Annotated in this window: 23 protein-coding genes; 12 read left to right on the forward strand and 11 right to left on the reverse strand. The window is 59.9% G+C overall.

Features of this window, described 5'->3' with window-relative positions; translation table 11 throughout:
- Nucleotides 1–7 precede the first annotated feature (7 nt).
- Entirely contained in the window at nt 8–1060 is a 1053-nt protein-coding gene (locus tag AC1DMK_RS23250; protein WP_477862349.1) for a substrate-binding domain-containing protein, read from the forward strand.
- A gap of 128 nt (nt 1061–1188) precedes the next feature.
- Here the strand turns inward: AC1DMK_RS23250 and AC1DMK_RS23255 are convergent, their stop codons facing one another.
- Nucleotides 1189–3243, reverse strand: a complete 2055-nt coding sequence (locus AC1DMK_RS23255; RefSeq protein WP_477862351.1) for a bifunctional aldolase/short-chain dehydrogenase — start codon at nt 3241–3243, stop codon at nt 1189–1191.
- Between the two features lie 73 nt (nt 3244–3316).
- A complete protein-coding gene (locus AC1DMK_RS23260) occupies nt 3317–4282 on the reverse strand; it encodes a sugar-binding transcriptional regulator (protein WP_477862353.1) in 966 nt (321 codons plus the stop codon).
- Nucleotides 4283–4600: 318 nt separating this feature from the next.
- On the opposite strand from AC1DMK_RS23260, the gene AC1DMK_RS23265 reads away from it, so the two are divergent.
- Complete coding sequence (locus tag AC1DMK_RS23265; RefSeq protein ID WP_037058052.1) at nt 4601–5623, forward strand: LLM class flavin-dependent oxidoreductase; 1023 nt, start codon at nt 4601–4603, stop codon at nt 5621–5623.
- 164 nt (nt 5624–5787) lie between these two features.
- Here AC1DMK_RS23265 and xth read toward each other — a convergent pair whose 3' ends face one another.
- Together xth and AC1DMK_RS23275 are read right to left on the reverse strand one after the other, a co-directional pair.
- On the reverse strand, nt 5788–6561 hold the full coding sequence (xth, locus tag AC1DMK_RS23270) for an exodeoxyribonuclease III (RefSeq protein WP_477862355.1): 774 nt from the start codon (nt 6559–6561) through the stop codon (nt 5788–5790).
- An 18-nt stretch (nt 6562–6579) separates the two neighbouring features.
- Complete coding sequence (locus tag AC1DMK_RS23275) at nt 6580–6840, reverse strand: hypothetical protein (RefSeq protein WP_477862357.1); 261 nt, start codon at nt 6838–6840, stop codon at nt 6580–6582.
- Nucleotides 6841–7134: 294 nt separating this feature from the next.
- Here AC1DMK_RS23275 and AC1DMK_RS23280 point away from each other — a divergent pair, with 294 nt between their 5' ends.
- From AC1DMK_RS23280 to AC1DMK_RS23295, 4 genes are all read left to right on the forward strand, one after another.
- Nucleotides 7135–7623 (forward strand): hypothetical protein, encoded by a 489-nt coding sequence (locus AC1DMK_RS23280; RefSeq protein ID WP_037058048.1) that lies wholly within the window; start codon nt 7135–7137, stop codon nt 7621–7623.
- Nucleotides 7624–7801: 178 nt separating this feature from the next.
- Entirely contained in the window at nt 7802–8038 is a 237-nt protein-coding gene (locus AC1DMK_RS23285) for a hypothetical protein (RefSeq protein WP_477862359.1), read from the forward strand.
- Between the two features lie 419 nt (nt 8039–8457).
- Nucleotides 8458–9375 (forward strand): polyphosphate kinase 2, encoded by a 918-nt coding sequence (gene ppk2, locus AC1DMK_RS23290; RefSeq protein WP_037058043.1) that lies wholly within the window; start codon nt 8458–8460, stop codon nt 9373–9375.
- A gap of 298 nt (nt 9376–9673) precedes the next feature.
- Complete coding sequence (locus tag AC1DMK_RS23295; RefSeq protein WP_037058041.1) at nt 9674–9877, forward strand: cold-shock protein; 204 nt, start codon at nt 9674–9676, stop codon at nt 9875–9877.
- Between the two features lie 253 nt (nt 9878–10130).
- On the opposite strand, the gene AC1DMK_RS23300 is transcribed toward AC1DMK_RS23295, so the two are convergent.
- Nucleotides 10131–10340, reverse strand: coding sequence for a hypothetical protein (locus tag AC1DMK_RS23300; protein WP_477862362.1), 210 nt, complete (start codon nt 10338–10340; stop codon nt 10131–10133).
- Between the two features lie 184 nt (nt 10341–10524).
- Between AC1DMK_RS23300 and AC1DMK_RS23305 the strand changes: the two genes are divergently transcribed.
- From AC1DMK_RS23305 to AC1DMK_RS23315, 3 genes are read left to right on the forward strand one after another with little or no spacing between them, the layout of a single operon-like run.
- Nucleotides 10525–11727, forward strand: coding sequence for a M20 aminoacylase family protein (locus AC1DMK_RS23305; protein ID WP_477862364.1), 1203 nt, complete (start codon nt 10525–10527; stop codon nt 11725–11727).
- Entirely contained in the window at nt 11724–12743 is a 1020-nt protein-coding gene (locus tag AC1DMK_RS23310; RefSeq protein WP_477862366.1) for an Ldh family oxidoreductase, read from the forward strand. Before AC1DMK_RS23305 ends, AC1DMK_RS23310 begins: the two co-directional genes overlap by 4 nt.
- 21 nt (nt 12744–12764) lie before the next feature.
- The gene (locus AC1DMK_RS23315; RefSeq protein ID WP_477862368.1) at nt 12765–13805 is read left to right on the forward strand and encodes a trans-3-hydroxy-L-proline dehydratase; all 1041 of its coding nucleotides are present in this window, start codon (nt 12765–12767) and stop codon (nt 13803–13805) included.
- Nucleotides 13806–13840: 35 nt separating this feature from the next.
- Here AC1DMK_RS23315 and AC1DMK_RS23320 read toward each other — a convergent pair whose 3' ends face one another.
- Nucleotides 13841–14194 carry a hypothetical protein gene (locus AC1DMK_RS23320; RefSeq protein ID WP_080725417.1) on the reverse strand — a complete coding sequence of 118 codons (354 nt, stop codon included), beginning with the start codon at nt 14192–14194 and terminating at the stop codon, nt 13841–13843.
- 260 nt (nt 14195–14454) lie between these two features.
- Nucleotides 14455–14739 (reverse strand): DUF982 domain-containing protein, encoded by a 285-nt coding sequence (locus AC1DMK_RS23325; protein WP_037058032.1) that lies wholly within the window; start codon nt 14737–14739, stop codon nt 14455–14457.
- On the opposite strand from AC1DMK_RS23325, the gene AC1DMK_RS23330 reads away from it, so the two are divergent.
- Both AC1DMK_RS23330 and AC1DMK_RS23335 read left to right on the forward strand, forming a co-directional pair.
- Nucleotides 14738–14944, forward strand: a complete 207-nt coding sequence (locus tag AC1DMK_RS23330) for a hypothetical protein (RefSeq protein WP_477862370.1) — start codon at nt 14738–14740, stop codon at nt 14942–14944. The genes AC1DMK_RS23325 and AC1DMK_RS23330 overlap by 2 nt on opposite strands.
- 1023 nt (nt 14945–15967) lie before the next feature.
- The gene (locus AC1DMK_RS23335) at nt 15968–16312 is read left to right on the forward strand and encodes a hypothetical protein (protein WP_477862372.1); all 345 of its coding nucleotides are present in this window, start codon (nt 15968–15970) and stop codon (nt 16310–16312) included.
- A gap of 175 nt (nt 16313–16487) precedes the next feature.
- Here the strand turns inward: AC1DMK_RS23335 and AC1DMK_RS23340 are convergent, their stop codons facing one another.
- Both AC1DMK_RS23340 and AC1DMK_RS23345 read right to left on the reverse strand, forming a co-directional pair.
- A complete protein-coding gene (locus AC1DMK_RS23340; RefSeq protein ID WP_037058030.1) occupies nt 16488–17003 on the reverse strand; it encodes a DUF992 domain-containing protein in 516 nt (171 codons plus the stop codon).
- A gap of 83 nt (nt 17004–17086) precedes the next feature.
- Nucleotides 17087–17614, reverse strand: coding sequence for an AGE family epimerase/isomerase (locus AC1DMK_RS23345; protein ID WP_037058028.1), 528 nt, complete (start codon nt 17612–17614; stop codon nt 17087–17089).
- 438 nt (nt 17615–18052) lie between these two features.
- Between AC1DMK_RS23345 and AC1DMK_RS23350 the strand changes: the two genes are divergently transcribed.
- The gene (locus tag AC1DMK_RS23350; protein WP_477862374.1) at nt 18053–19123 is read left to right on the forward strand and encodes an LLM class flavin-dependent oxidoreductase; all 1071 of its coding nucleotides are present in this window, start codon (nt 18053–18055) and stop codon (nt 19121–19123) included.
- A 42-nt stretch (nt 19124–19165) separates the two neighbouring features.
- Here AC1DMK_RS23350 and AC1DMK_RS23355 read toward each other — a convergent pair whose 3' ends face one another.
- Nucleotides 19166–19912: an MBL fold metallo-hydrolase gene (locus AC1DMK_RS23355; RefSeq protein WP_477862376.1), complete on the reverse strand. Its 747-nt coding sequence runs from the start codon at nt 19910–19912 to the stop codon at nt 19166–19168.
- A 70-nt stretch (nt 19913–19982) separates the two neighbouring features.
- The gene (locus AC1DMK_RS23360) at nt 19983–20495 is read right to left on the reverse strand and encodes an L-2-amino-thiazoline-4-carboxylic acid hydrolase (protein ID WP_477862378.1); all 513 of its coding nucleotides are present in this window, start codon (nt 20493–20495) and stop codon (nt 19983–19985) included.
- Between the last annotated feature and the right edge of the window lie 68 nt (nt 20496–20563).

The following is a 20563-nucleotide window of genomic DNA, read 5'->3' on the forward strand; positions in this document are numbered from 1 at the left end:
GACAAGAATGAACATTACGCGCAGAACACTCGGTAAACTAACAATGGGTCTCATGGGAGCGACGGCCTTCTCAGGCTTGGCCCTTGCGGCCGACATGCCCAAGCCCTTCGACAATCCCGGTCAAGTCAAGATCGCGCTCGTGCGCTATCTGTCGACCGGCGATTTCTTCCAGTCCTATCTGTCCGGTGTCGAAGCCCAAGCCAAAGCCCTTGGCGTGGATCTGCGGGTGCTGGACAGCCGTCAGGATGCAGCCCTGCAGGCCGATATGGTGGATCAGGCGATCGCGCTCAAGGTGGATGGGATCATCATCCAGCATGGCCTGACGGAATCGATGAAGGAAGCGGCCAAGCGCGCAGTCGACGCCGGCATCAAGGTCGTCGCCTTCGACGTCAACGTCGAGAATCCCAAGATCCCGCAGATCGAGCAGTCGGACCGCGATCTGGCACGCCTCGCGCTCGAGCAATCCATCAAGGACAACGGTGACAGCTGGAAAGCCGGCTATGTCTACGTCGCAGGCATTGCGCCGCTTGATCGCCGCGACGAGACCTGGAAGGAATTCAAGAAGACGTATCCGGGTATCAAGGAAGCCGCGATGTTCGGAACGATGGACAACCCCATCGCAAACTCGGTTGCCAATCAGGCGCGTTCCGTCCTGTCGGCCAATCCCGACATCCAGGTGATGTTCGCACCTTATGATGAGTTCGCCAAGGGTGTGAAGATCGCGGTCGACGAAGCTGGTCTCTCGACCAGCGTGAAGATCTATTCCGCGGATATCTCAACGTCGGACATCGCTGCCATGCGGGAGCCCGATAGCGCCTGGGCAGCCACGGCAGCGACCAACCCGGCAGTTGTTGGACAGGTCTCCGTCCGCGCCCTTGCGATGCTCCTTGCCGGCGAAGATCCTGGTCACAACGTGATCGTGCCTCCGACCCTGATCACGCAACAACAGCTACAGGAAGCCGACATCAAGAACATGGAAGAACTCGGCTCCAAGCTGCCGCAGTTCGCCCATGCCGACGTCGCCGTTCCCGCCTGGATGCCAACGCCCAACAAGAAATAGTTTCCGGCACTCTGAAGGAACCTCGAGGCGGCTTTCGAGCCGCCTTTTTCATGGCGCTGACAAGCGCTACCCGCTGGACCCAACGCACCTCCGATCAGGCGACCGGRGGTGCAAATGTGGGGCTGACATCAACGCAATGCAGCCGCGATATTGCCGCCGTCGACTGTCGTTACATCGGCCGTCGTCCGTTCGGCAAGCGCATGATGGAGGAAGGCCTGTGCCACATCCTCGGCCGTTACCTCCTGTCCAAGCAGGTTGCCGCCCATGTAGTCCTTGATCGAAAGGCCGCGGGCCGCTGCCCGCTTGGCGATCATCTCGTCGTCCAGCAGGCCGGAGCGGATGCGATCGGCGTTGACGGCGTTGGATCGGATGCCGTCGGCGCCGTGCTCCAGAGCGTATTGCCGCGACAAAAACAGTGTCGCAGCTTTTGGAATACCATAAGCGCCGAATTTCGCACCCGGGTTGACCGCCTGCTTGCTGGCATTGAAGAGCAAGGCGCCGCCGGTGCCCTGTTGCGTCATGATCCGCACCGCATTCTGGGCAACCAGCTGATGTGAGAAGAAATTCAACTCGAAACTCTTGCGTAGCAGAGCGTCGTCTAGCGTCGCAATGGCACCTTCCCAGGCAGCGCCGGCGTTGGAGACGAGGATGTCGACGCCCCCAAAGGTCGCCACGGCTCTGTCAAAGGCAGCGCGAACCGACGCCGGATCCGTGACGTCGCATTCAACGCCGATGGACTGGTTCCCGATGGCCTTGGCGATCTCGCCGGCTTTGGCGGGATCCAGATCCGCCACGACGACATGCGCGCCCTCACGCGCCAAGAGCTTTGCGGTGGCAGCGCCTATGGCGCCGGCACCGCCCGTCACGAACGCCACCTGTCCCGTCAACGGCTTTGGCTTGGCACCAGCAAGCTTCGCCTGCTCCAGGGACCAATATTCGAGATCGAACAGATCCGGTCGACTTACCGGCTCGAAGCGTCCGACTGATTCAGCGTCGCGCGCAGCCTCGATCCACATCTCACCAACATCGGCTGCAATTCTTGCATCCTTGAGCGTGCGGCCATGACCGAACATGCCCAGGCCGGGAACCAGCGTCAGGCGAGGCATGGGATCGAGCATCGTCCGTTTGACGTCATCGCGGGCATCGTTTGCGCGAAAATATTCAGTATAGTCGGCCATAAAGGCCGCCACGCGCGCGTCGATGATGCCACGAAAATCCTCGATCTTTTCGGCATCCGGCGGCGGCAGCACCAGCGGGCCGGTCTTGATCCGGATGGACAGATCCGGCGTCGAAACACCTCGCGAGGCCATGTCTTCGACCTCGGCGGCGTTGACGAATTCGAGGATCGCAGGGGACGTTCGAAATTCGGCCACCATTCGGTCGTACCGCCCCTCCCCCCGGGCCACGGCGACGGCACCGCGCAGCATGGCCGCAATGTCGCCTGAAGCCGCTATCGTCTGGGGCAGCGCTGCCGGCCTGAACGGCTTTTTGCCATGCTCTCTGACATAATCCTCGGCCAACGTCACATAGTGGATCATCCTGTCATAAGCTTCCTTCGCCGTGTCGCCAAAGGTGAAGATGCCGTGCTTGTCGAGGATAAGACCGTTCACACTCGGGTCGCTGTCAAACACCTCGGCCGCAGCCTTGGCCAAGGCAAAGCCGGGCATGATATAAGGCACGAAGCCCATCTTCGTGCCGAACACCGTAGCACTCATCTGCTTGCTGCTTGCCTGATCTGCAATGGCAAGGATCGCCGTCGAATGGGTGTGATCGACAAACTTGTGCGGCAGGAATGCGTGCAAAAGCGCCTCGACGGAGGGATTGGGCGATGCCGGATCGATAAGATTGGCGCGTTGAAGGGTGACCATATCTTCGTCCGAGAGCGTCTCCAGCTTGCGCGCTTTAAGAAGCGCTGCGATCTTAACAGCGGGCAGTCCCTGAGGCTCGATCGAGCCCATGTCCCAACCACTGCCCTTGACGCAGAGTACCTCCCATTCGTCGCCGACGAGATCGCTGACGACCGTTTTTACCGAAGTGTTGCCGCCGCCATGCAACACCAGCCGAGGCTCTCCGCCGAGCAGTCTGGTTGTATAGGTCCTCAAAGCCAGATCGCGACTGATGCCCTTGCGGGCATAGGCTTCGACCATCTCCTCCGCATCGCTGTCGCGCCAGAGATTTTCCATACTGTCCTCCTCCAATCATGGCAAAGCCGGCAACGCGGCAGCCGCTGCGTCCCGACATACGCCGAAATTCACTTCACTGTGGCTGGGCCGCGTCGTCACTCCAGCGGGCGAGCAGGCGGCGTGCCATCGAGGCGGTTATGATGAGATGCGAAGCAAATCCACCCTTGATGGCCGCAACCAGCGGCTCCAGCTTCTCGTCTTCCTGCACGACCATCATGCGCTTTGGAATGGAGCGGATGGAATCGAGATCGGCAGAGATGCATCGGCGGTTGTGCGCGCAATCCATCAACTGCCCTTGGCGATCGATCACCTGGCCGGCGATGACGCCCGCCGCACCCGCTTGGCCCAGCGCTTTCATTTCCTCGGCAGTCAATGCACCGCATTTCACGAGATGGCTGTCGGCTTCGATACCGCCGACCGAATAGAGCGCAAGCGTGCAGTCGGGAATTGTTGCAAGCTGCTCCTGGATGACCGGCTCCTGGCGCAGTTCCTGCGCCAGCCTTTCCGAACTCAGAACGAGCGGCGCATAGAAGTTGATGCCCTCGGCGTTCAGCCGCCGGGCAATTTCCGTGGTGCACTGGTCTGGCCGATAGGAATACGGTGCGCCGAGATTGCCGCAGAGCTGCACCACTGTCACACCTTGCAGATCGGCGAACGGCATAACGTCGGCGATGTGATAGACCGTACGGCCCCAGGCAACACCGACCCTGTCACCCTTGCCTATCAGCTCCAGGAAAACAGCTGCGGCGACAACCGGCATTTCCGCCGTCGGGTCGAGCGCCTGCCGGTCTTCGGGAACGATCCAGACGGCCTTGAGCCCGGCCGCATCTTCCAGCTGCCGGGCCAGAACGTCGTCTGCGAAGAGTTGCGTCGATGTCGCAATGTTGACGATGCCCGTTTCCCTGGCGCGCCGCAGGTACATGGCAACCGAGGCGCGGGAGATATCAAGATGCTTCGCCACCTCATCCTGCCGCAATCCATGGGTGTAATAGAGCCAGGCGGCTTTGTGGAGAACCTGGTCGGTAGAGCGGATGGGCATAGGGTTTATTCCAGAAATGAGCTATCTCGACATTATTCACGCCCTCTGACAAAAGTCAAACCATGGCGAATGCATGGGTTCGCCGACGTTGCTGTGACACCCCGAGCCGTCTCCGGGACCGGTCCTGCCATCGGATTTAAAATGACTGCCCACTGCGTAAGCGAAGATGCAAAGCGGTGCTCAAACCGCTCTGCATCTGGCACGTGAGACGCAATCCGGTGAACAGTGCGTTCAACCGTCTTTTCATGGCTAGGATCCCTTCCCATGTTATGCCAACCGCAGGTCAACGTCAGACCGCGACATTCAACGGGCAAAATCATGAAGAAAATCGGTTTCCTTTCCTTCGGTCATTGGGCACCTTCGCCGCAATCGCAAACCCGCTCCGCGGGCGACGCGCTCCTGCAATCGATTGATCTCGCTGTCGCCGCGGAAGAACTCGGCGCTGATGGCGCCTATTTCCGCGTCCATCATTTCGCCCGGCAGCTCGCCTCCCCTTTCCCACTCCTGGCGGCTGTGGGCGCGAAAACCAAGACCATAGAGATCGGCACCGCAGTCATCGACATGCGCTACGAGAACCCTCTCTACATGGCTGAAGACGCCGGTGCCGCCGATCTCATCGCCGGTGGTCGCCTGCAGCTGGGCCTCAGCCGCGGTTCCCCTGAGCAGGTCATCGACGGCTGGCGCTATTTCGGCTACCAGCCGGAGGAGGGTGCGAGCGACGCCGATCTCGGCCGTGGCCATGCCGAGGTATTCCTGCAGGCGCTGAATGGCGATGGGTTTGCGCAGCCCAATCCGCGCCCGATGTTCCCCAATCCCCCCGGGCTGCTGCGCCTCGAACCGCATTCCGACGGCCTGCGCGAGCGCATCTGGTGGGGTGCAGGATCAAACGCGACCGCCGCTTGGGCGGCCAAACTTGGCATGAACCTCCAGAGCTCGACACTGAAGGATGACGAAACCGGGGAGCCATTCCACGTCCAGCAAGCAGCCCAAATACGCGCTTATCGGGGAGCATGGAAGGAGGCCGGCCACAGCCGCACGCCGCGCGTGTCGGTCAGCCGCAGCATCTTCGCACTGGTGGACGATCGCGACCGGGCCTACTTCGGCCGTGGCGGCAAGGAACAGGACTCGATCGGCTACATTGACGAGAATACCCGGGCAATCTTTGGTCGTTCCTATGCCGCCGAGCCGGAAGCGCTGATTGCGCAGCTCACCGAAGACGAGGCCGTCGCCGAAGCCGATACCCTCCTTCTCACCGTCCCCAATCAGCTTGGCGTCGAGTACAACGCGCATGTGATCGAGGCAATCCTGAAGCACGTCGCGCCTGCGCTCGGCTGGCGTTGATGGACGGTGCCCGTCGCACCGACGGCGCACCAGTCCACCATGATTTGGGGCCTCTGCCGTAGTGGTTCCTCATCACAAACTTGATGTCGATGCGGTGAGATCGGCAACATTGACTCGGAGGCGAGAAGCGGCGGCCTGTCGGCCGCTCCTCGCCGTTGCGGATCTTATGGAGCGAGTTCGATCCAGGCGGGGGCATGATCGCTTGCGTGCTCCCACCCCCGGACATGCCTGTCAACCGCCGCCGCCCGAAGCTGGCCAGCTATTGCCGGGCTCAGGAGGAAGTGATCGAGCCGCAGGCCCGCGTTTCGTCCCCAGGCATTCCGAAGATAGTCCCAGAAGGTGTAGATCACCTCATCTGGATGCAGATGACGGATGGCATCGGTCCAGCCCTCTGCGGTCAGTTTTCGAAACGCCGCGCGGATTTCCGGCCGGAACAGCGCGTCGTCTTTCCAACGCTCCGGCTTGTACACGTCGAGATCGGTCGGCATCACGTTGTAGTCGCCGGCAAGGACGACGGGAATATCCAACTCGATCAGCTCGGCCGCATAGGACGACAGTCGCGCGAACCAACGACGCTTGTATTCGAACTTGGGACCTGGCGCGGGATTGCCGTTCGGCAGATAGAGGCATCCAAACAGGATGCCATCGATGGCTGCTTCAATGTAGCGGCTTTGGCTATCGCCCGGATCGCCTGGGAGGCCCTTCCTTGTCTCCACCGGCTGTTGACCTCGCGCAAGGATCGCTACCCCGTTCCAGGATTTCTGCCCATGCCAAACCGCACCGTAGCCGGCCTTTTCGATCTGTCCGCGCGGAAATCCGTCATCGGGTGCCTTCAATTCCTGCAGGCACACGACATCGGGCTTGGCTTCCTTCAGCCATTGAAGCAGAACGGGCAGACGGCCGTTTATACCGTTGACGTTGTATGTCGCTACCTTCAAATTAGCACGCCGTGCAGCTCATCCCAGCCTCTCCACCATTATCACCTGAATGATCCCGCCTTTGGAGCCTGGCATGAGGTCTTGGACGCTGGTGACGGCGGCAATTCTCGCGCCAACTGACAGAACGCCTTCCAGAACGCCATCGATCCAGGCTGCGTTCTCGTCCTCGTTCACAAAGTCACTCTGGTGCCGCTGGACTTCGCCGCCTCGTCTCCCGGCGCGGATACCTTGATCCTTGCCGATGTCGTACCAGTCCTTTGGACGCGTAGCGTGTGTCATAACACTTCCGATACCTGTCTGTTAGCAGCCGTCCCGCATCGTGGCACGCCTTTCAGATTGCGCCAAGCTTGCAATACGCTGAACGACCGCCTCGGCAAGCATTTGGCGCCGAGGCGTTCCTTGGATCGCCCATCCTGCAGGCGATGTTTGAATGATCGAAGCCGGAACATTCGAGATAGTGAGACGTTKAGGTGCGCTACCGATCCCAAAGGAGCAGGACACGTGGTCACTGAGAAAACCACCATTCTCGTCGCGTAGCGCCCGGAGAACCCCTCGATCACAGGAGAACACGTGATGCCGGACACCAGGAAGCCAACATCGCCAGCCGTCCTATCCATGAAGCGCGAGCAGGCGACCCAACGCAAGCAAGGTGCGAAAGACGAATTAGACGAAGGTCTTGAAGACACCTTCCCGGCGTCTGATCCAATCTCCATCACCCGTAGCAGCGTACCCGCGGGTCGGGCGGACATCGACGAGGCTGAGCGTGTGAGGGCGGAGCCAGCCGCATCAAGCAGCGCGAGCACATCGGAGGTTGCGCGGTCACCCCGCCATCGGCCGACGCTGCGCTCCTCCGCCAAGAACGTCGGCGGCGAGATTGTGGCGGTTAAGCCGATGAGCGGAAAGACGAAGTCACCGGCAGCGATCACGCCGAGTTCGGCAGGTGTGGCGACGGTGCAAGCCCGCGGGCTCCTTGCTGATATTCAGGACCGCGTGAGAGAGAGCCCACTTTTGGCAGTCGGTCTCGTCGCAGCAATCGCATTTGTGTTGGGCGCAACCCGCTGACCGGCGTCAGGCTTCCGCCTCGTCGCATCAGCCAATTGCAAAGCTCAGTTGCTCAGAGAGCTCGGGCCATCCGAGCCGGCAAGATCGTCTGGGGCCGACGAGGAATTACCTAGTTTTGCGGTCTTGAATTCTCTCCCAGTTCGCCCAAGATTTATGGTCGAAACGGAGGGCTGAAATCTTGCGCTACAAAGAGACCAAGCGGTTTCGTTGCCAAGGCGATGCCGGCAAAAACTGCGTCATCATCGAACAGATAAGGGTATCGGATTCTTTCCAAGGGAATGCGACACCGAAGGCTGACTACATCACCGAGGATGGCGAGGTCGTCAGTCGCCTCGACAACGAAAACTTCCTGATCCTCATCAAGGGTGAAGTTGTTCATTGGTCCGATCGTGATTGCCGCCAGCGCGGCAACTAGTGGTGCGAGCCGCTCTCGAAGGAAGGCGCCGCCCATCGCAAGCAATCAGTCCAATGGTAGCCCACAGACCCCAGCAGACTTTCGGCCTGAAGCATCAGGCCGCAATCCGAGCGCCTTGTTGATCGCGACGATCAGCAGACCCAGCAAGCAGCTTTCGCAAGCAAGCGACGCAGCCTGCCTTGCATGGGGAATCTGCGTTCGATTGGCGGTTCAACAGCGACGCCAGCTCACAGGCTGCCCGCCGAAGCCACCGCAGATGCACAAATTTCGATCTAAACTTTCGGGACCACTTCGGCTGCTTTGGCTGTACGTACAAGCTGACATAAGCGAGACATATACCGCTGGCATGGTAGCGTGATCTCGCATGGCGGGCTGATCTGGTGGATCGTCGTCCATACAATTCAGAACATGGAGTTAAGATGACCCCCACCAACGGCACGCCTTCGTCAGATTGGCTCGAAGCCGAATTGGCCGACACGCTCGACGAGGATTACGAACTCGAGCTGTCGGAGCCCGCTCTATCCGAAGAAATCAGGAAAATATACCGAAAATCGCATCCGCCTTCGATGCAGCGTATCGAGTATTTCCGCGCACTGATCGCCCTTCAGGCTGAACTGATCCGACTGCAGGACTGGGTCACCTATCACAAAGAGAAAGTCGTTGTGATCTTCGAAGGGCGCGATTCCGCAGGCAAGGGTGGCGTTATCAAGCGCATAACCCAAAGGCTCAATCCGCGCGTGGCCCGCGTGGTCGCGTTGCCTGCACCATCTGATCGCGAGAAGTCGCAGTGGTATTTCCAACGCTATGTGCCGCATCTGCCGGCGGGCGGCGAGATCGTGCTGTTTGATCGGTCGTGGTACAACAGATCCGGTGTGGAACGGGTGATGGGATTTGCCAGTGAAGATCAGGTTTCGCAGTTCTTCAACGACGTTCCGGAGTTCGAGCGAATGCTCGTGCGCTCGGGTATACGGCTCATCAAATACTGGTTCTCGATCACCGATGAAGAACAGCAGCTTCGCTTTCTCGTTCGCATTCACGACCCGCTGAAGCAATGGAAGCTTTCGCCGATGGATCTGGAGTCGCGGGTTCGCTGGGAGGCCTACACGAAGGCGAAGGAGGAGACTTTTGCCCGCACCAACATTCCTGAAGCTCCTTGGCATATCGTCGAAGGGAACGACAAGAAGCGTGCGCGCCTGAACTGCATGGACCATCTGTTGAAGCAAATCCCATATGAAGACGTTCCGCATGAAGACATTGCCCTCCCGGAGCGCGTATTCAATCCGGACTACGAGCGAAAGGTCCTGCCGCCCGAACTCTACGTACCATCCAAGTACTGAAAGTTCGGCATACCAACTCCTGTTGAACGCGACATTCGTCTCAGGCTGGGTGACCGAGGCGGCTATTCGTTTGACGTCCGAGGTCCACGGCTATGCCGCATTTTGCCTGTTGAAACGCTTTCAATCGAAAGCCTTCTCACGTTGATGCTGGAGCCCTGATGGAGCTCCAGGTGCGACTTCCCCTTCGCCTCATGTCACCAATTCGCTGGCACACAGGCACGGAGATGTTGCGGACGGCGCGATCGAGCGATAGGTTCTGCGTCGCGGCACACAGCCGCTCAAGCGACGAGGATGAGTTATGGCGACCGGCACTGTTAAGTTCTTCAATGAAGACAAGGGATTTGGCTTCATTACACCCGAAAATGGTGGCGCCGACGTGTTCGTGCACGTCTCCGCGTTGCAGGGAGCCAGTTCGCTCAGGGAAGGGCAACGAGTGAGCTACGACCTGGGCCAAGATCGCAAGACCGGAAAGTCGAAGGCTGAAAACGTCAGCGTGCTTTGATCAGGCTGGCTGCTTGATCCAGAGCACAGCCTCTTCGGAGTGCAAAAGGTCAACAAAACCTGAAGATGCTGGCCACATGGCGTCATCGCGAACCTGGTCCCCTGTTTGTGACGGGGTCAGGCTGATTCGTGTCGAGCCTGAAGAGCTCGTAAACTTAGCACCGCTCAGGCTTTTAAATGTCGACGTCGGATGACGGTGAGATAGCCGGCGATTTGTGTTGGGCTGACGACATCCCAAAGATCGGCAGTTGCCGTCAATCAGACTTGAAGCTCAGATCGGTCCGCATCCGGTCAATAGCGATCTTCTCTTTGAGTTCCGTGGTTCCAACAGTGATTGGATAGGAAATCGCGACGCCGAATATCTCCAGCGTTTCGGGATCGCGCGTGGCAATGCCCTGCGACGACACCCCTTCGACAATTTCGTTGGAGGAATAGGAACCGGCCGGACGCGCGTATCCTGCCAATCCGGTCCATGCGTTCGGCGTGACGGTGATCTATCGCGGCAAGCTGGTTGAAAGCGGCCCAGTTGCGGATATCTTCGACCGACCGCAGAAGACTATACGCGAATGCTGCTCGTTGCCATGCCGGACCCGGATCCGGATCGCTCGCCCTCCGCCGGGCAGCAATCGCCTGACAATTGGAGACAGCATGACTTTCGATACCCCTCTCGTCCCCTTATCTCTCAATGAACTGGCCGACGAAGCGAAAAACTGGCGCCGGACCATCCACCAGTATCCCGAACTTCTGTTCGACCTGCCGAAGACTGCAGCCCTGGTGATGGAAAAGCTCACCGCGTTCGGTTGCGACGAGGTCGCCGGCGGGATCGCCAAGTCGGGCGTCGTTGCCGTCATCAACGGAACAATGGGGACGGGTCGGACGATAGCATTGCGCTGCGACATGGATGCCTTGCCGATGGCCGAGCAGACCAACCTGCCGCATGCCTCGAAGGTGGAGAACATGATGCATGCCTGCGGGCATGACGGCCACACTGCCATGCTGTTGGCGACAGCAAAGCAGCTTTGCGCCAACCGCGATTTCCCCGGCAAAGTCGTGCTCATCTTCCAGCCTGCTGAAGAAGGCGGCGGCGGCGGGCGAGTGATGATCGAGGAAGGCGTGCTCGAACGGTTCGACATCGAGGAAGTCTACGGGATGCACAACCAGCCGGGCCTCGATGTCGGATCCTTCGCGATCCGCAGCGGCCCGATGATGGCAGGCGGCGACCGTTTTGTCGTCACGATCAACGGCAAGGGCGGCCATGCCGCCTACCCGCATCTTTCCCATGACCCGGTGCTCGCCGGAGCGCAGATGATCGTGGCACTGCAGGCGATCGCCTCGCGCTTCACCAATCCCTTTGATCCGGTCGTCGTGTCAATCACCTATCTCGAAGGCGGCAATCCGGGCGCGCTCAACGTCATTCCGGCCGCAATCCGTATCGGCGGCACGATCCGCACCATGCAGTCCGACACCCGCCGGATGGTTGAGGAGCGTTTTCGCGAGGTGGTCACCAGCACCGCAAAATCCTTTGGCTCGCAAGCCGAGATCGACTGGCGGCCAGGTTATCCGGTCACCGTCAATGACCCCGTCAAGACCAGGGCCGCGGCAAAAGCCGCCACTTTTGTCGCCGGCGCCGACAATGTCGACACGGACTGGCCGCCGACGATGGGTTCGGAGGACTTTTCCTACATGCTGAACAAACGTCCAGGCGCAATGATCTGGCTCGGCAACGGCGACAGTGCCGACCTGCACAGCCCGACCTATGATTTCAACGACGATGCGATCATACACGGCGTGCGCTATTGGCTGACGCTGGTCGATCAGCGCCTCAACGGCGCGGCGGAGAGAATGACATGATCGACGGTGCCAGTATCCACCTCGCCTACAACGATCTCGCAGCACTTCTGCTGCGCGTCTCCGTTAAGAATGGCGTATCGGAACACAGTGCCAGCATTCTTTCGGAAAACTGCGCGTCCTGCGAACGCGATGGTTCGCTGAGCCACGGCATCTTCCGCATACCCGGCTACCTCTCATCGCTGAACAGCGGCTGGGTCGATGGCGAGGCGGTGCCGGAGGTCGAGGATTGCGGTCCCGCCTTCGTGCGCGTCAATGCCAATGGCGGCTTTACCCAGCCAGCCTTCTTTGCCGGCCGGCCGCTGCTGATCGAAAAGGTCAAAGCCAATGGCGTTGCGGTTCTGGCCATCCGTCGCTCGCATCATTTCAGCGCGTTGTGGCCAGACGTCGAGCCGTTTGCCGATGAGGGCCTGGTGGCGCTGAGCGTGGTCAACAGCATGGCCTGCGTCGTGCCGCATGGCGGCAGGAAGGCGGTGTTCGGCACCAATCCGATCGCCTTCGCGGCGCCGCGCGAAGGCGCGGCCCCCTTCGTCTTCGATCAGGCCTCCAGTGCGATTGCCCATGGCGACGTGCAGATCGCTGCCCGCGCCGGCCATGATCTGAAGCTGGGCATGGGTGTCGACCGTGAGGGCCAGCCGACCACCGATCCCAGGGCCATCCTCGACGGCGGGGCGCTTCTGCCCTTCGGCGGCCACAAGGGAAATTCGATCGCGCTGATGGTCGAGATCCTCGGCGCCGCGCTGACGGGCGGCTATTTCTCGGGCGAGTTCGACTGGAGCGGCCACAAGGGCGCGCAGACGCCGTTCACTGGCCAATTCTTCGTCGTCATCGATCCGGAACGCGGCGGMAACAATGCCTTTGCCCACCGCGTCGCCGAAATCTGCGATCTCGTCCTGGAGGCGGGCCAGGAGCGCTTGCCGGGCGACCGTCGGCATGTGACCCGCGCCAAGGCGGCGACCGACGGCATTCCACTATCGGCTCAAAACTACGAGATGCTGACGGCGCTGGCCAAGGTCTAAGGTCGTCAAGGGAGAGATCGAATGCACACGTCGAAGATTATTCACGTCGTCAGCTGTCATGCGGAGGGCGAAGTCGGCGATGTCATCGTGGGCGGCGTGCTGCCGCCACCGGGCGAAACGATCTGGGAGCAGTCCCGGTTTATCGCGAAGGACGAGACGCTGCGCAATTTCGTCTTGAACGAGCCGCGCGGCGGCGTCTTCCGCCACGTCAACCTTCTTGTGCCACCAAAGGATCCGCGGGCGCAAATGGGCTGGATCATCATGGAGCCGGCTGACACGCCGCCAATGTCCGGCTCGAACTCGATCTGCGTCTCAACGGTCCTGCTGGACAGCGGCATCGTTCCGATGACCGAACCGGTTACCAAAATCACGCTCGAGGCACCCGGCGGACTGGTCGAGGTGACGGCCGACTGCAAGAACGGCAAGGCGGAGCGCATCACCGTACGCAACGTACCCTCGTTCGCCGACAAGCTCGGCGTATCGCTGGAGGTGACCGGGCTCGGCACATTGACGGTCGATACCGCCTATGGCGGCGATAGTTTTGTCATCGTCGATGCCAAGGCGCTGGGTTTCGACGTGAAACCTGACGAAGCGCGCGAGATCGCCGAGGCCGGCGTACGGATCACCGCCGCCGCCAACGAGCAGCTCGGCTTTTCACATCCCGAAAATCCCGGCTGGGACCATATTTCGTTCTGCCAGGTCGCCGGCCCGCTGACGCGCCGAAACAATGTGCTGACCGGCGCCAACGCCGTGGTCATCCAGCCGGGCAAGGTCGACCGCTCGCCGACCGGCACCGGCTGCTCGGCCCGCATGGCGGTGCTGCACGCGCGCGGTCAAATGGCAGTCGGCGAGACCTATGTCGCGACATCGATCATCGGCTCCGAATTCCGCTGCGGCATCAATTCAACAACGAAGATCGGCAGGCTCGATGCGATCTATCCATTGATATCGGGCCGCGCTTGGATCACCGGCACGCATCAGTTGATGCTCGAACCTTCAGATCCATGGCCAGGAGGCTACCGGCTGTCGGATACCTGGCCAAGGATAGGCACCAAGAGCTGAGCCCGGGCCATCAGGAAACGCGCCGTCATCAAGACTCAACGACAAACTCTCATGCTCTCCATGTGCCATCCGCCATCGTAGGCGTTGGGTACCTGTCGGTCTTCAAACCAGCAACGCGGCGGAGGCGGCGGCGGGGGATCTATATAACGCGGACCGTTATTGTTGACGATTGCACCACCGATGAGGCCGCCTATGACGCCAGCCGCCAAGCCGCCAACAATGGCATCGCGATTGCCGTGATCATGATGGCGACGTGGGGGTGGTGGTGGCGGGTAGTCGTCGTAGTGTGGTCGACGGCGCCACTCCTGGGCGGCAACGGTGTCTGCTGTGGCGACCATGCCACTGGCTAGTATGACTGCCGCAAGCGCGGACAGAACGATCTTCTTCATTGCGTCTCCAGTTGAGAACGAGCTCACAAGGTTTCCCAACCCCTGAGAGACATATGGAGCCCCTATGCTTAACGCCACATGAACATACCTCACCGGCTTGTGGCCGCGCCACCACCCTCGCCTACTTGCATGATCTGGGCAAGCACCCGGCAAGCGCAAAACTAGGCAGGTGCGGACATGCCGGCAAGTCCGAGGCTCGAAGAATTGTTGTGTTTTTTGTGCGTATGTCCGACGTGTGAAATGCCAGCTGGGGTTAGACGCTAGCCTGCCTTCTTCACTTCGTCCATATCATCGGGGAGCACATGCATCCCCGCCGCATGGGCGGCTGTGACAAACGCCGCGCGAGCCGTTTTTGCGTCCGTGTAAAACTCAAGTGCCTCCAATGAAGTCACGAGAGCGCGGTTAAACGGCGGGCCTTTTGCGCCTGTCCAGGTAGAACTTAGAAGCATTGCCGCAAGGTCCTCGACCGTTTCGGCTTGCCGATACCTGGCGATCCCTTCGATTTCAACGTGAAGGGGAGCAATGGGAATACGAGTTCCATCCATGACGCTTTACCTTCTTGACATGCCGCAAATTACTAAATGGCAGGTGATTCGTTTTGTCCAGATTGACTTTGCGAAATGGGAGGAACAGAAAAGGAACATGAGCGAGGACCACCGGCCTGAGTACAAATGGCGATTGATATGGCCCGATCGCGAAGCGGATGGGCCGAAGTGGATGGGATGGTCGAGCCGAACGGCTACCGAATGATAGGCGCCAAGGAGTGGCCTTGGCCCCAGGTTCGACGCAGGCATTTGGGACATCAAGGATACGAGCCAACGGCGCGGTAAGCCTCGAACCCGCCGATGAGACGAGACGGAACGAAAGGCACTCAGAATGTCGATTGAGGGTCACACAAAAGCGCCTGGCGCCAATGTCCATGTCGAGCATCTATGCTGCGTGGAGGGGTGCAGCAAATGGGGAGGCTTCGGCTTCGCCTCGGCGGTCAACGCGGAGACGCTCTGGTGGTGTTGGGAGCATTATCCGCACAAACCGGAGAAAAGCAGACCCGGCTGAAACGAAAAATCGCCCCTCGCCAACCAGGGAGATCGGCGCCGCACAATCGGGGACACCGTCGGGACGCGCTGGGGGCGATGGGAGCACTATCCTCACAAAGCGACCCCGCGCCGATGAAACGGAACGCGACCGCCTATGTCGATATCCATCGAAGCACCCTGGCGCGATGTTCAGCACGTGCAATTGTCCCGCCACTCGGCGGGGTTTCTTACTGGACTCAAGGTCATCGTGGGCGCACTATCCGCTCAGCTTGAAGCCTGAAGAGCCCAGCCGGCGGCCGAGCCGAGCTTTGTGTTTGGAGGCAAGCACGATGGCCAACCCTGATCGCTATTCCGGGAGACCGCCGAAACACGGGCGCGGCGTATGGATATTGATTGGGATGGCACTGGGAGGCGTCCTTCTCGCGGGCTGGTTTTCCGGCTTTTTGGGCTAAGGTCGGTGTTTGAGTGGAAGCGTCCTCGTCCACCTGGCCGGGCGATGATCCGGCAAGCGCGGTTCCAGTGTCAAATCCCTCGACAGCAGTTTTCGTCGCGGATCGCGTCGTGCGTTCCCAAACCCTTCGTTTCAAGTTCACTTCGTTGACCGACGCATCTACCCTCCTCAAGAGCACCTTCAGCGGCGGCGGTGAACAACGAGCCAATCGAGTCGTGTCGGTATGCTCCAAGGCAATGGGAACCAACCTTGTCGGCGCGGGTTTTTCCGTCAAAGGAGAACGAAATGTTCGTCACGGTCTTACAGTACGAGGCGGGATCTTTTGCCAAAGTCGGCGGCTCGCCTGCGAAAGGTGCGCGGTTCTCCGCAAGGAGGAGATTTATGATGGCCGAACGCAAAAACCACCTGAACACCGACGAGGTACCGGGCGACGACCTCCTGCCGCCGTGGTCAATCGAAGCCGACACGCAGGACGACGAACTTTCCGGACCCGGCATTGATGAGCAGCGCAAGCGTCCGGTGGGCATCGGCAAGGCAAGGGAAGGCGTCGACGGCGTCCCAGCCTCGGAACCCTTAGGCGAGCGCGCACCAGACGACAGGCTGCCTCCGGTCGTCCCAAATCCGGACTGAGGGTGTGTAATGTCACGAAAAGGTGGAACAACTAGCCCACCGCTGTGGGAGCGCATGTTTTCGTACACTGGCGTCCGTCCATAGGCAAACGAAGAAGCCCTCGTCCCAGAAGGAATGGCCACTCACCGGGAAAAGCGGCGACCAAAGAGCCGCCGCTTGACCAAATGGGACTAAATTAACGCACCCGTTGAAGCTGCAGACGCGAGACGCCTGCCGCGACATTCAGCCCGGTGCCAGCTTCGGTGCTAAGGGGCTGCAAGGCAAAGTTCTTGCTGTTGCCACCGACCAAGGCGTTTGCTCCAAGTCCCACGCCGACTGATGCAGCGGCCGAGGCACCAACGTATGTGCCTGCAAGCGCGCCCTCGCCTACTCGGGTTGGTGCGTTGTTCAGGACCACCCAACTCAGATAGGTCTTGCCCGTAACGCCGACATCAACTCCGAGTTTACCGATCTTGCCGGCATATCGCTCAGTTTTTCCGGACCTCTGCTTGAAAGTGCAATCGACTGATTTGCTCGACCCGATGATAAGCCCGACGCCCCCCGCGACCTCGCACGACAGTGTGCCAAGACGCTGCCTTGGTTCGGCTACGACGTGGGTGGAGCGGGTGCTCTGCTTATGCATGGTGGCAGCGTTGGCGACCGGAACAGCGGCGATGGAGACCGCCGCAGCAAAGAGAAAAATCTTGTTCATGGTGCTTCCTCGTTTTGTTTGGGCTGATCCTAAACGCACCCAAGCTCCGTTCGTTCATTCCGCGGAGGCATACTCACACGCACCTAACCATGCGCCCCATCTCGCTTCGCTTGCGCCACTGCCGAAGCCTTTCTCAGCCGTCCCCGCTCTCCGGGCCTTATGAGTGAGTTGACTTTCTTGCCTGCAATATCCCGCATGCCTTGGTTGGCGTGTCGAGTATTGAAAGGGATCTTGCTCTTTTGGGCCTGCAACTTAAATTCGAGTGCGCGCTGGGCATTCTCGACAAGGGAGTGGTTCTTAGACATTTCAACGCGCCGCTGAATTTCCGCGTTCAGCCTCTTCAAGCTCACCGAAAGGACCGAAACTTTTAGTCGCGAACCGACATCAGAGGCTCTGGGAACGGCACCTTTCGGCGCCGACTTTCCCCGCATCTCACGGCGTTGCTGGTTGGCATGCGACTTGGCTTTGTCACGCATATCGCGCAGTCGCCGTAAGATCACGTTCAAGGCCTCGTCAGCCAGGCTTTGAATCTCGGGATGGCGAGTTTGATTGACGACTTCGCGTTCCTCGGTGTTGAGCGCGCGTTCTTCTTCCTTGCGAGTGATGGCCATTTGCGAGTCTCCTCTTCGACGCAGCATTCTGCGAAACCTTGTAGGCGCCGCCCATTTTTGCAAACATAGGTTTGTCGTTGCGAGTGACCATACTCGCATTCCTTTTTCGCACTGGCATTACTGCGCGCTGAGGCATGGCAAGGGCGGCTTTCCCGTGGAGATTTTTGGATCGTCGCACGGGTTCCAATTGCAGAAGATACCCCTGATAATCGCCGACCTCCGCTGATATCGAACAACGTAGAAAAGACATTCTATTGTAAAGTGATTCTATAGAATAGAAGCTCTTAATTTTGCGGCGCGCATCTTCCACGCATGTGGACAGTCGTTCGATGGCCTCCGCGTCACCGGATATCGCCTATCCGATCCGCCAAGTCATCCAACTCATAGAGAGTAACCAAGCCGGCCCCGGCGATCCCGACACGCAACAGCAGGTCCAACATGACGAGCAATTCCGAATTTCTCTGGTACATCCCAAACGACGTCACTCCCGGCCACCGCGGCGATTCCGTCGTCGAGAACCACAACAGCCTGGAAACGCTGACCAGTCAGGCCAGGACGCTTGAGGAGCACGGCTGGACAGGCGCGCTGATCGGCACCGGATGGGGCCGACCCGATACCTTCACAGTTGCAGCCTCGCTCGCTGCGCGCACCACCACCTTCGAACCGCTCATTGCGGTCCGCCCGGGCTATTGGCGGCCTGCGAACTTCGCTTCAGCCGCGGCCACGCTGGACCACCTGACCGGGGGGCGCGTGCGTATCAACATCGTGTCAGGCAAGGACACCCTTGCCGCGTACGGCGACTGCGAAGGCGATCAGGCACACCGTTATGCCCGCACCAAGGAGTTCATGCGGCTGGTTCGCCGGCTGTGGACAGAAGAGAATGTCACCTATGCGGGCGAACATTTCCGGGTGACCGGATCCACCGTGGTGCCGCGCATTAAGGTTCAAGACAACCGTCGCCACCCCAAGCTCTATTTCGGCGGCGCCTCGGAGGCGGCCGAGCGCGTGTCGGCTACCGAGGCCGATGTGCAGCTCTTTTGGGGCGAACCATTGGACGACGTCCGCGAGCGAATTGAGAGGCTCAAGGCACTCAGCGGGCAGCTTGGCCGCGACATCCCTCCACTGGAGTTCGGGTTGCGCATCACAACACTGGTCCGCGACACCCCCGAGGAGGCCTGGGCCGATGCCGAAGCCAAGGTGGCAGCGATGGCCAGGAGCAAAGGCGACGGCTGGAACGATCACCGGCGAGAAATTGCGGTGGGCCAGAAGCGCCTGTTCGATCTACACGAGCGTGGCGAGGTGCTCGACGACAACCTCTACACGGCGCCGGGCAAGTTCGGTGGCGGAGGGGCCGGCACCACATGGCTGGTCGGTTCGGCGGTAGAGGTCGCCCGGTCGCTGCGCAAGTATCAGGATCTCGGTATCACCCACTTTGTGCTGTCCGATACGCCGTACCTGTCCGAGATAAGACGGCAGGGCGATCAACTGCTTCCGTTGCTCCGCAGTTGACATGACCGCGCTTGTGGGTCGTGCCCGATGTGATCTGAGCCGTCAACATGTCAGAATGTCGCCATCGTTGGGGATCACGAGCCTGCTATCGGCAATACCGTTGAGGCGCGCTGCCTCGCGCAGCTGGCGGCGATCGATCGTTGCGTGGTCGAGCGCCTCCATATGGGTTGCGATGACGGTGGCTGCCGGGGCGCATTCCAATACAGCAAGGGTCTGCTCTGCATCCATGACAATCAGGTCACCGTCCCAACGCGCGCCGCAGGAGTGGGTAACGACGATGTCGGGGCGGGTGGTCTTAAGCGTTGTGGCAATCGCCGGATAAAACACCGTGTCGCCCGCCCAGTAGATCTTCGGCTCACCGACAGCTTCCAGAGCGAAGCCCATGACGAAGCCCATTTTCTCGACGACGGGGCCAAGACCATGGCTTGCCTCGTGGCGGGTGAACTCCAATCCCTGCCAAGTGAAATCCTTGTCGAGCGATATGACGTTTGAAAAACCCATCGCCTTGATCGTCTCTTCATCAACCGGTTGGCAAAGCAACGGAAGATGCTTCGGCACTGCCGCTTGAGCGACCGGATCAAAATGATCCTCATGCAAATGAGAAACGACCACGAACTCGACACCTGACAGGATCGTGTCGATGCTCACCGGCAGTTCAACCAGCGGATTGAGCGAGCGACCCGCAAACGACGGACGGCTGTGCTTTGGTGCGAAGAACGGGTCTATGAGCACAGTTCGGCCGCTATACTCGAGCTTGAGCGTCGCGTTGCGAATAAGCTGTAGTTTCATGATTGGTACTCACGCTGCAGATCGGGTTGGAAGATATGTGGAGGTGGCGAAATTCAACCGCATGCCAGCTTCACTCCGAAGCCTCTGCCGGATCACTGAAGGTGTAGCGAAAGTCGCAATGCGTCGCCCCTTGCATGAGGGTCTGCGTTCGCTTCATCTTGATGCGCGGGTCATATCCCTGACAAAAGACTGCGTCTCGATTGCAGGAGAGGAGGTGTCCTACCTTTCCGAGCCCCATGTCGCGATAGGTTTCGGCATAGCGACAGCGGTGGACATTGTAGTCGAATTCCTTGTCCGTTGCTTTCAGCACCTCGATCTGCAAGGCATCATCCTGCGTCCACAGCGTCTGCAAGTCTTGGAATGTCGCGAGGCTGGTGCCGCCCGGCGTCTGTGCTGCGAACGTCTCGGCCGCCGCGATGGCCGCCTTGCTGATCGCTCTGTCGAGGACGGATTGCGCGCGTGCCTCGCCGATCTCCGCGACGAGTTCTTCGTAGATCGGCGCGATGACCGCCGCCTCGATCGTGCGGCGGCGCAGGATACCTATTTCGGCCACCGGTTGATCGTTGTTCGTTTTTCGGTCCATCCGGCGTCTCCTTCAATTGCGGCCTACGCCTACAAATAGCCCAAAGCAACGCTCCCGTCCTGCGGTAG

The organism is Rhizobium sp. 05L419 (assembly GCF_056397845.1).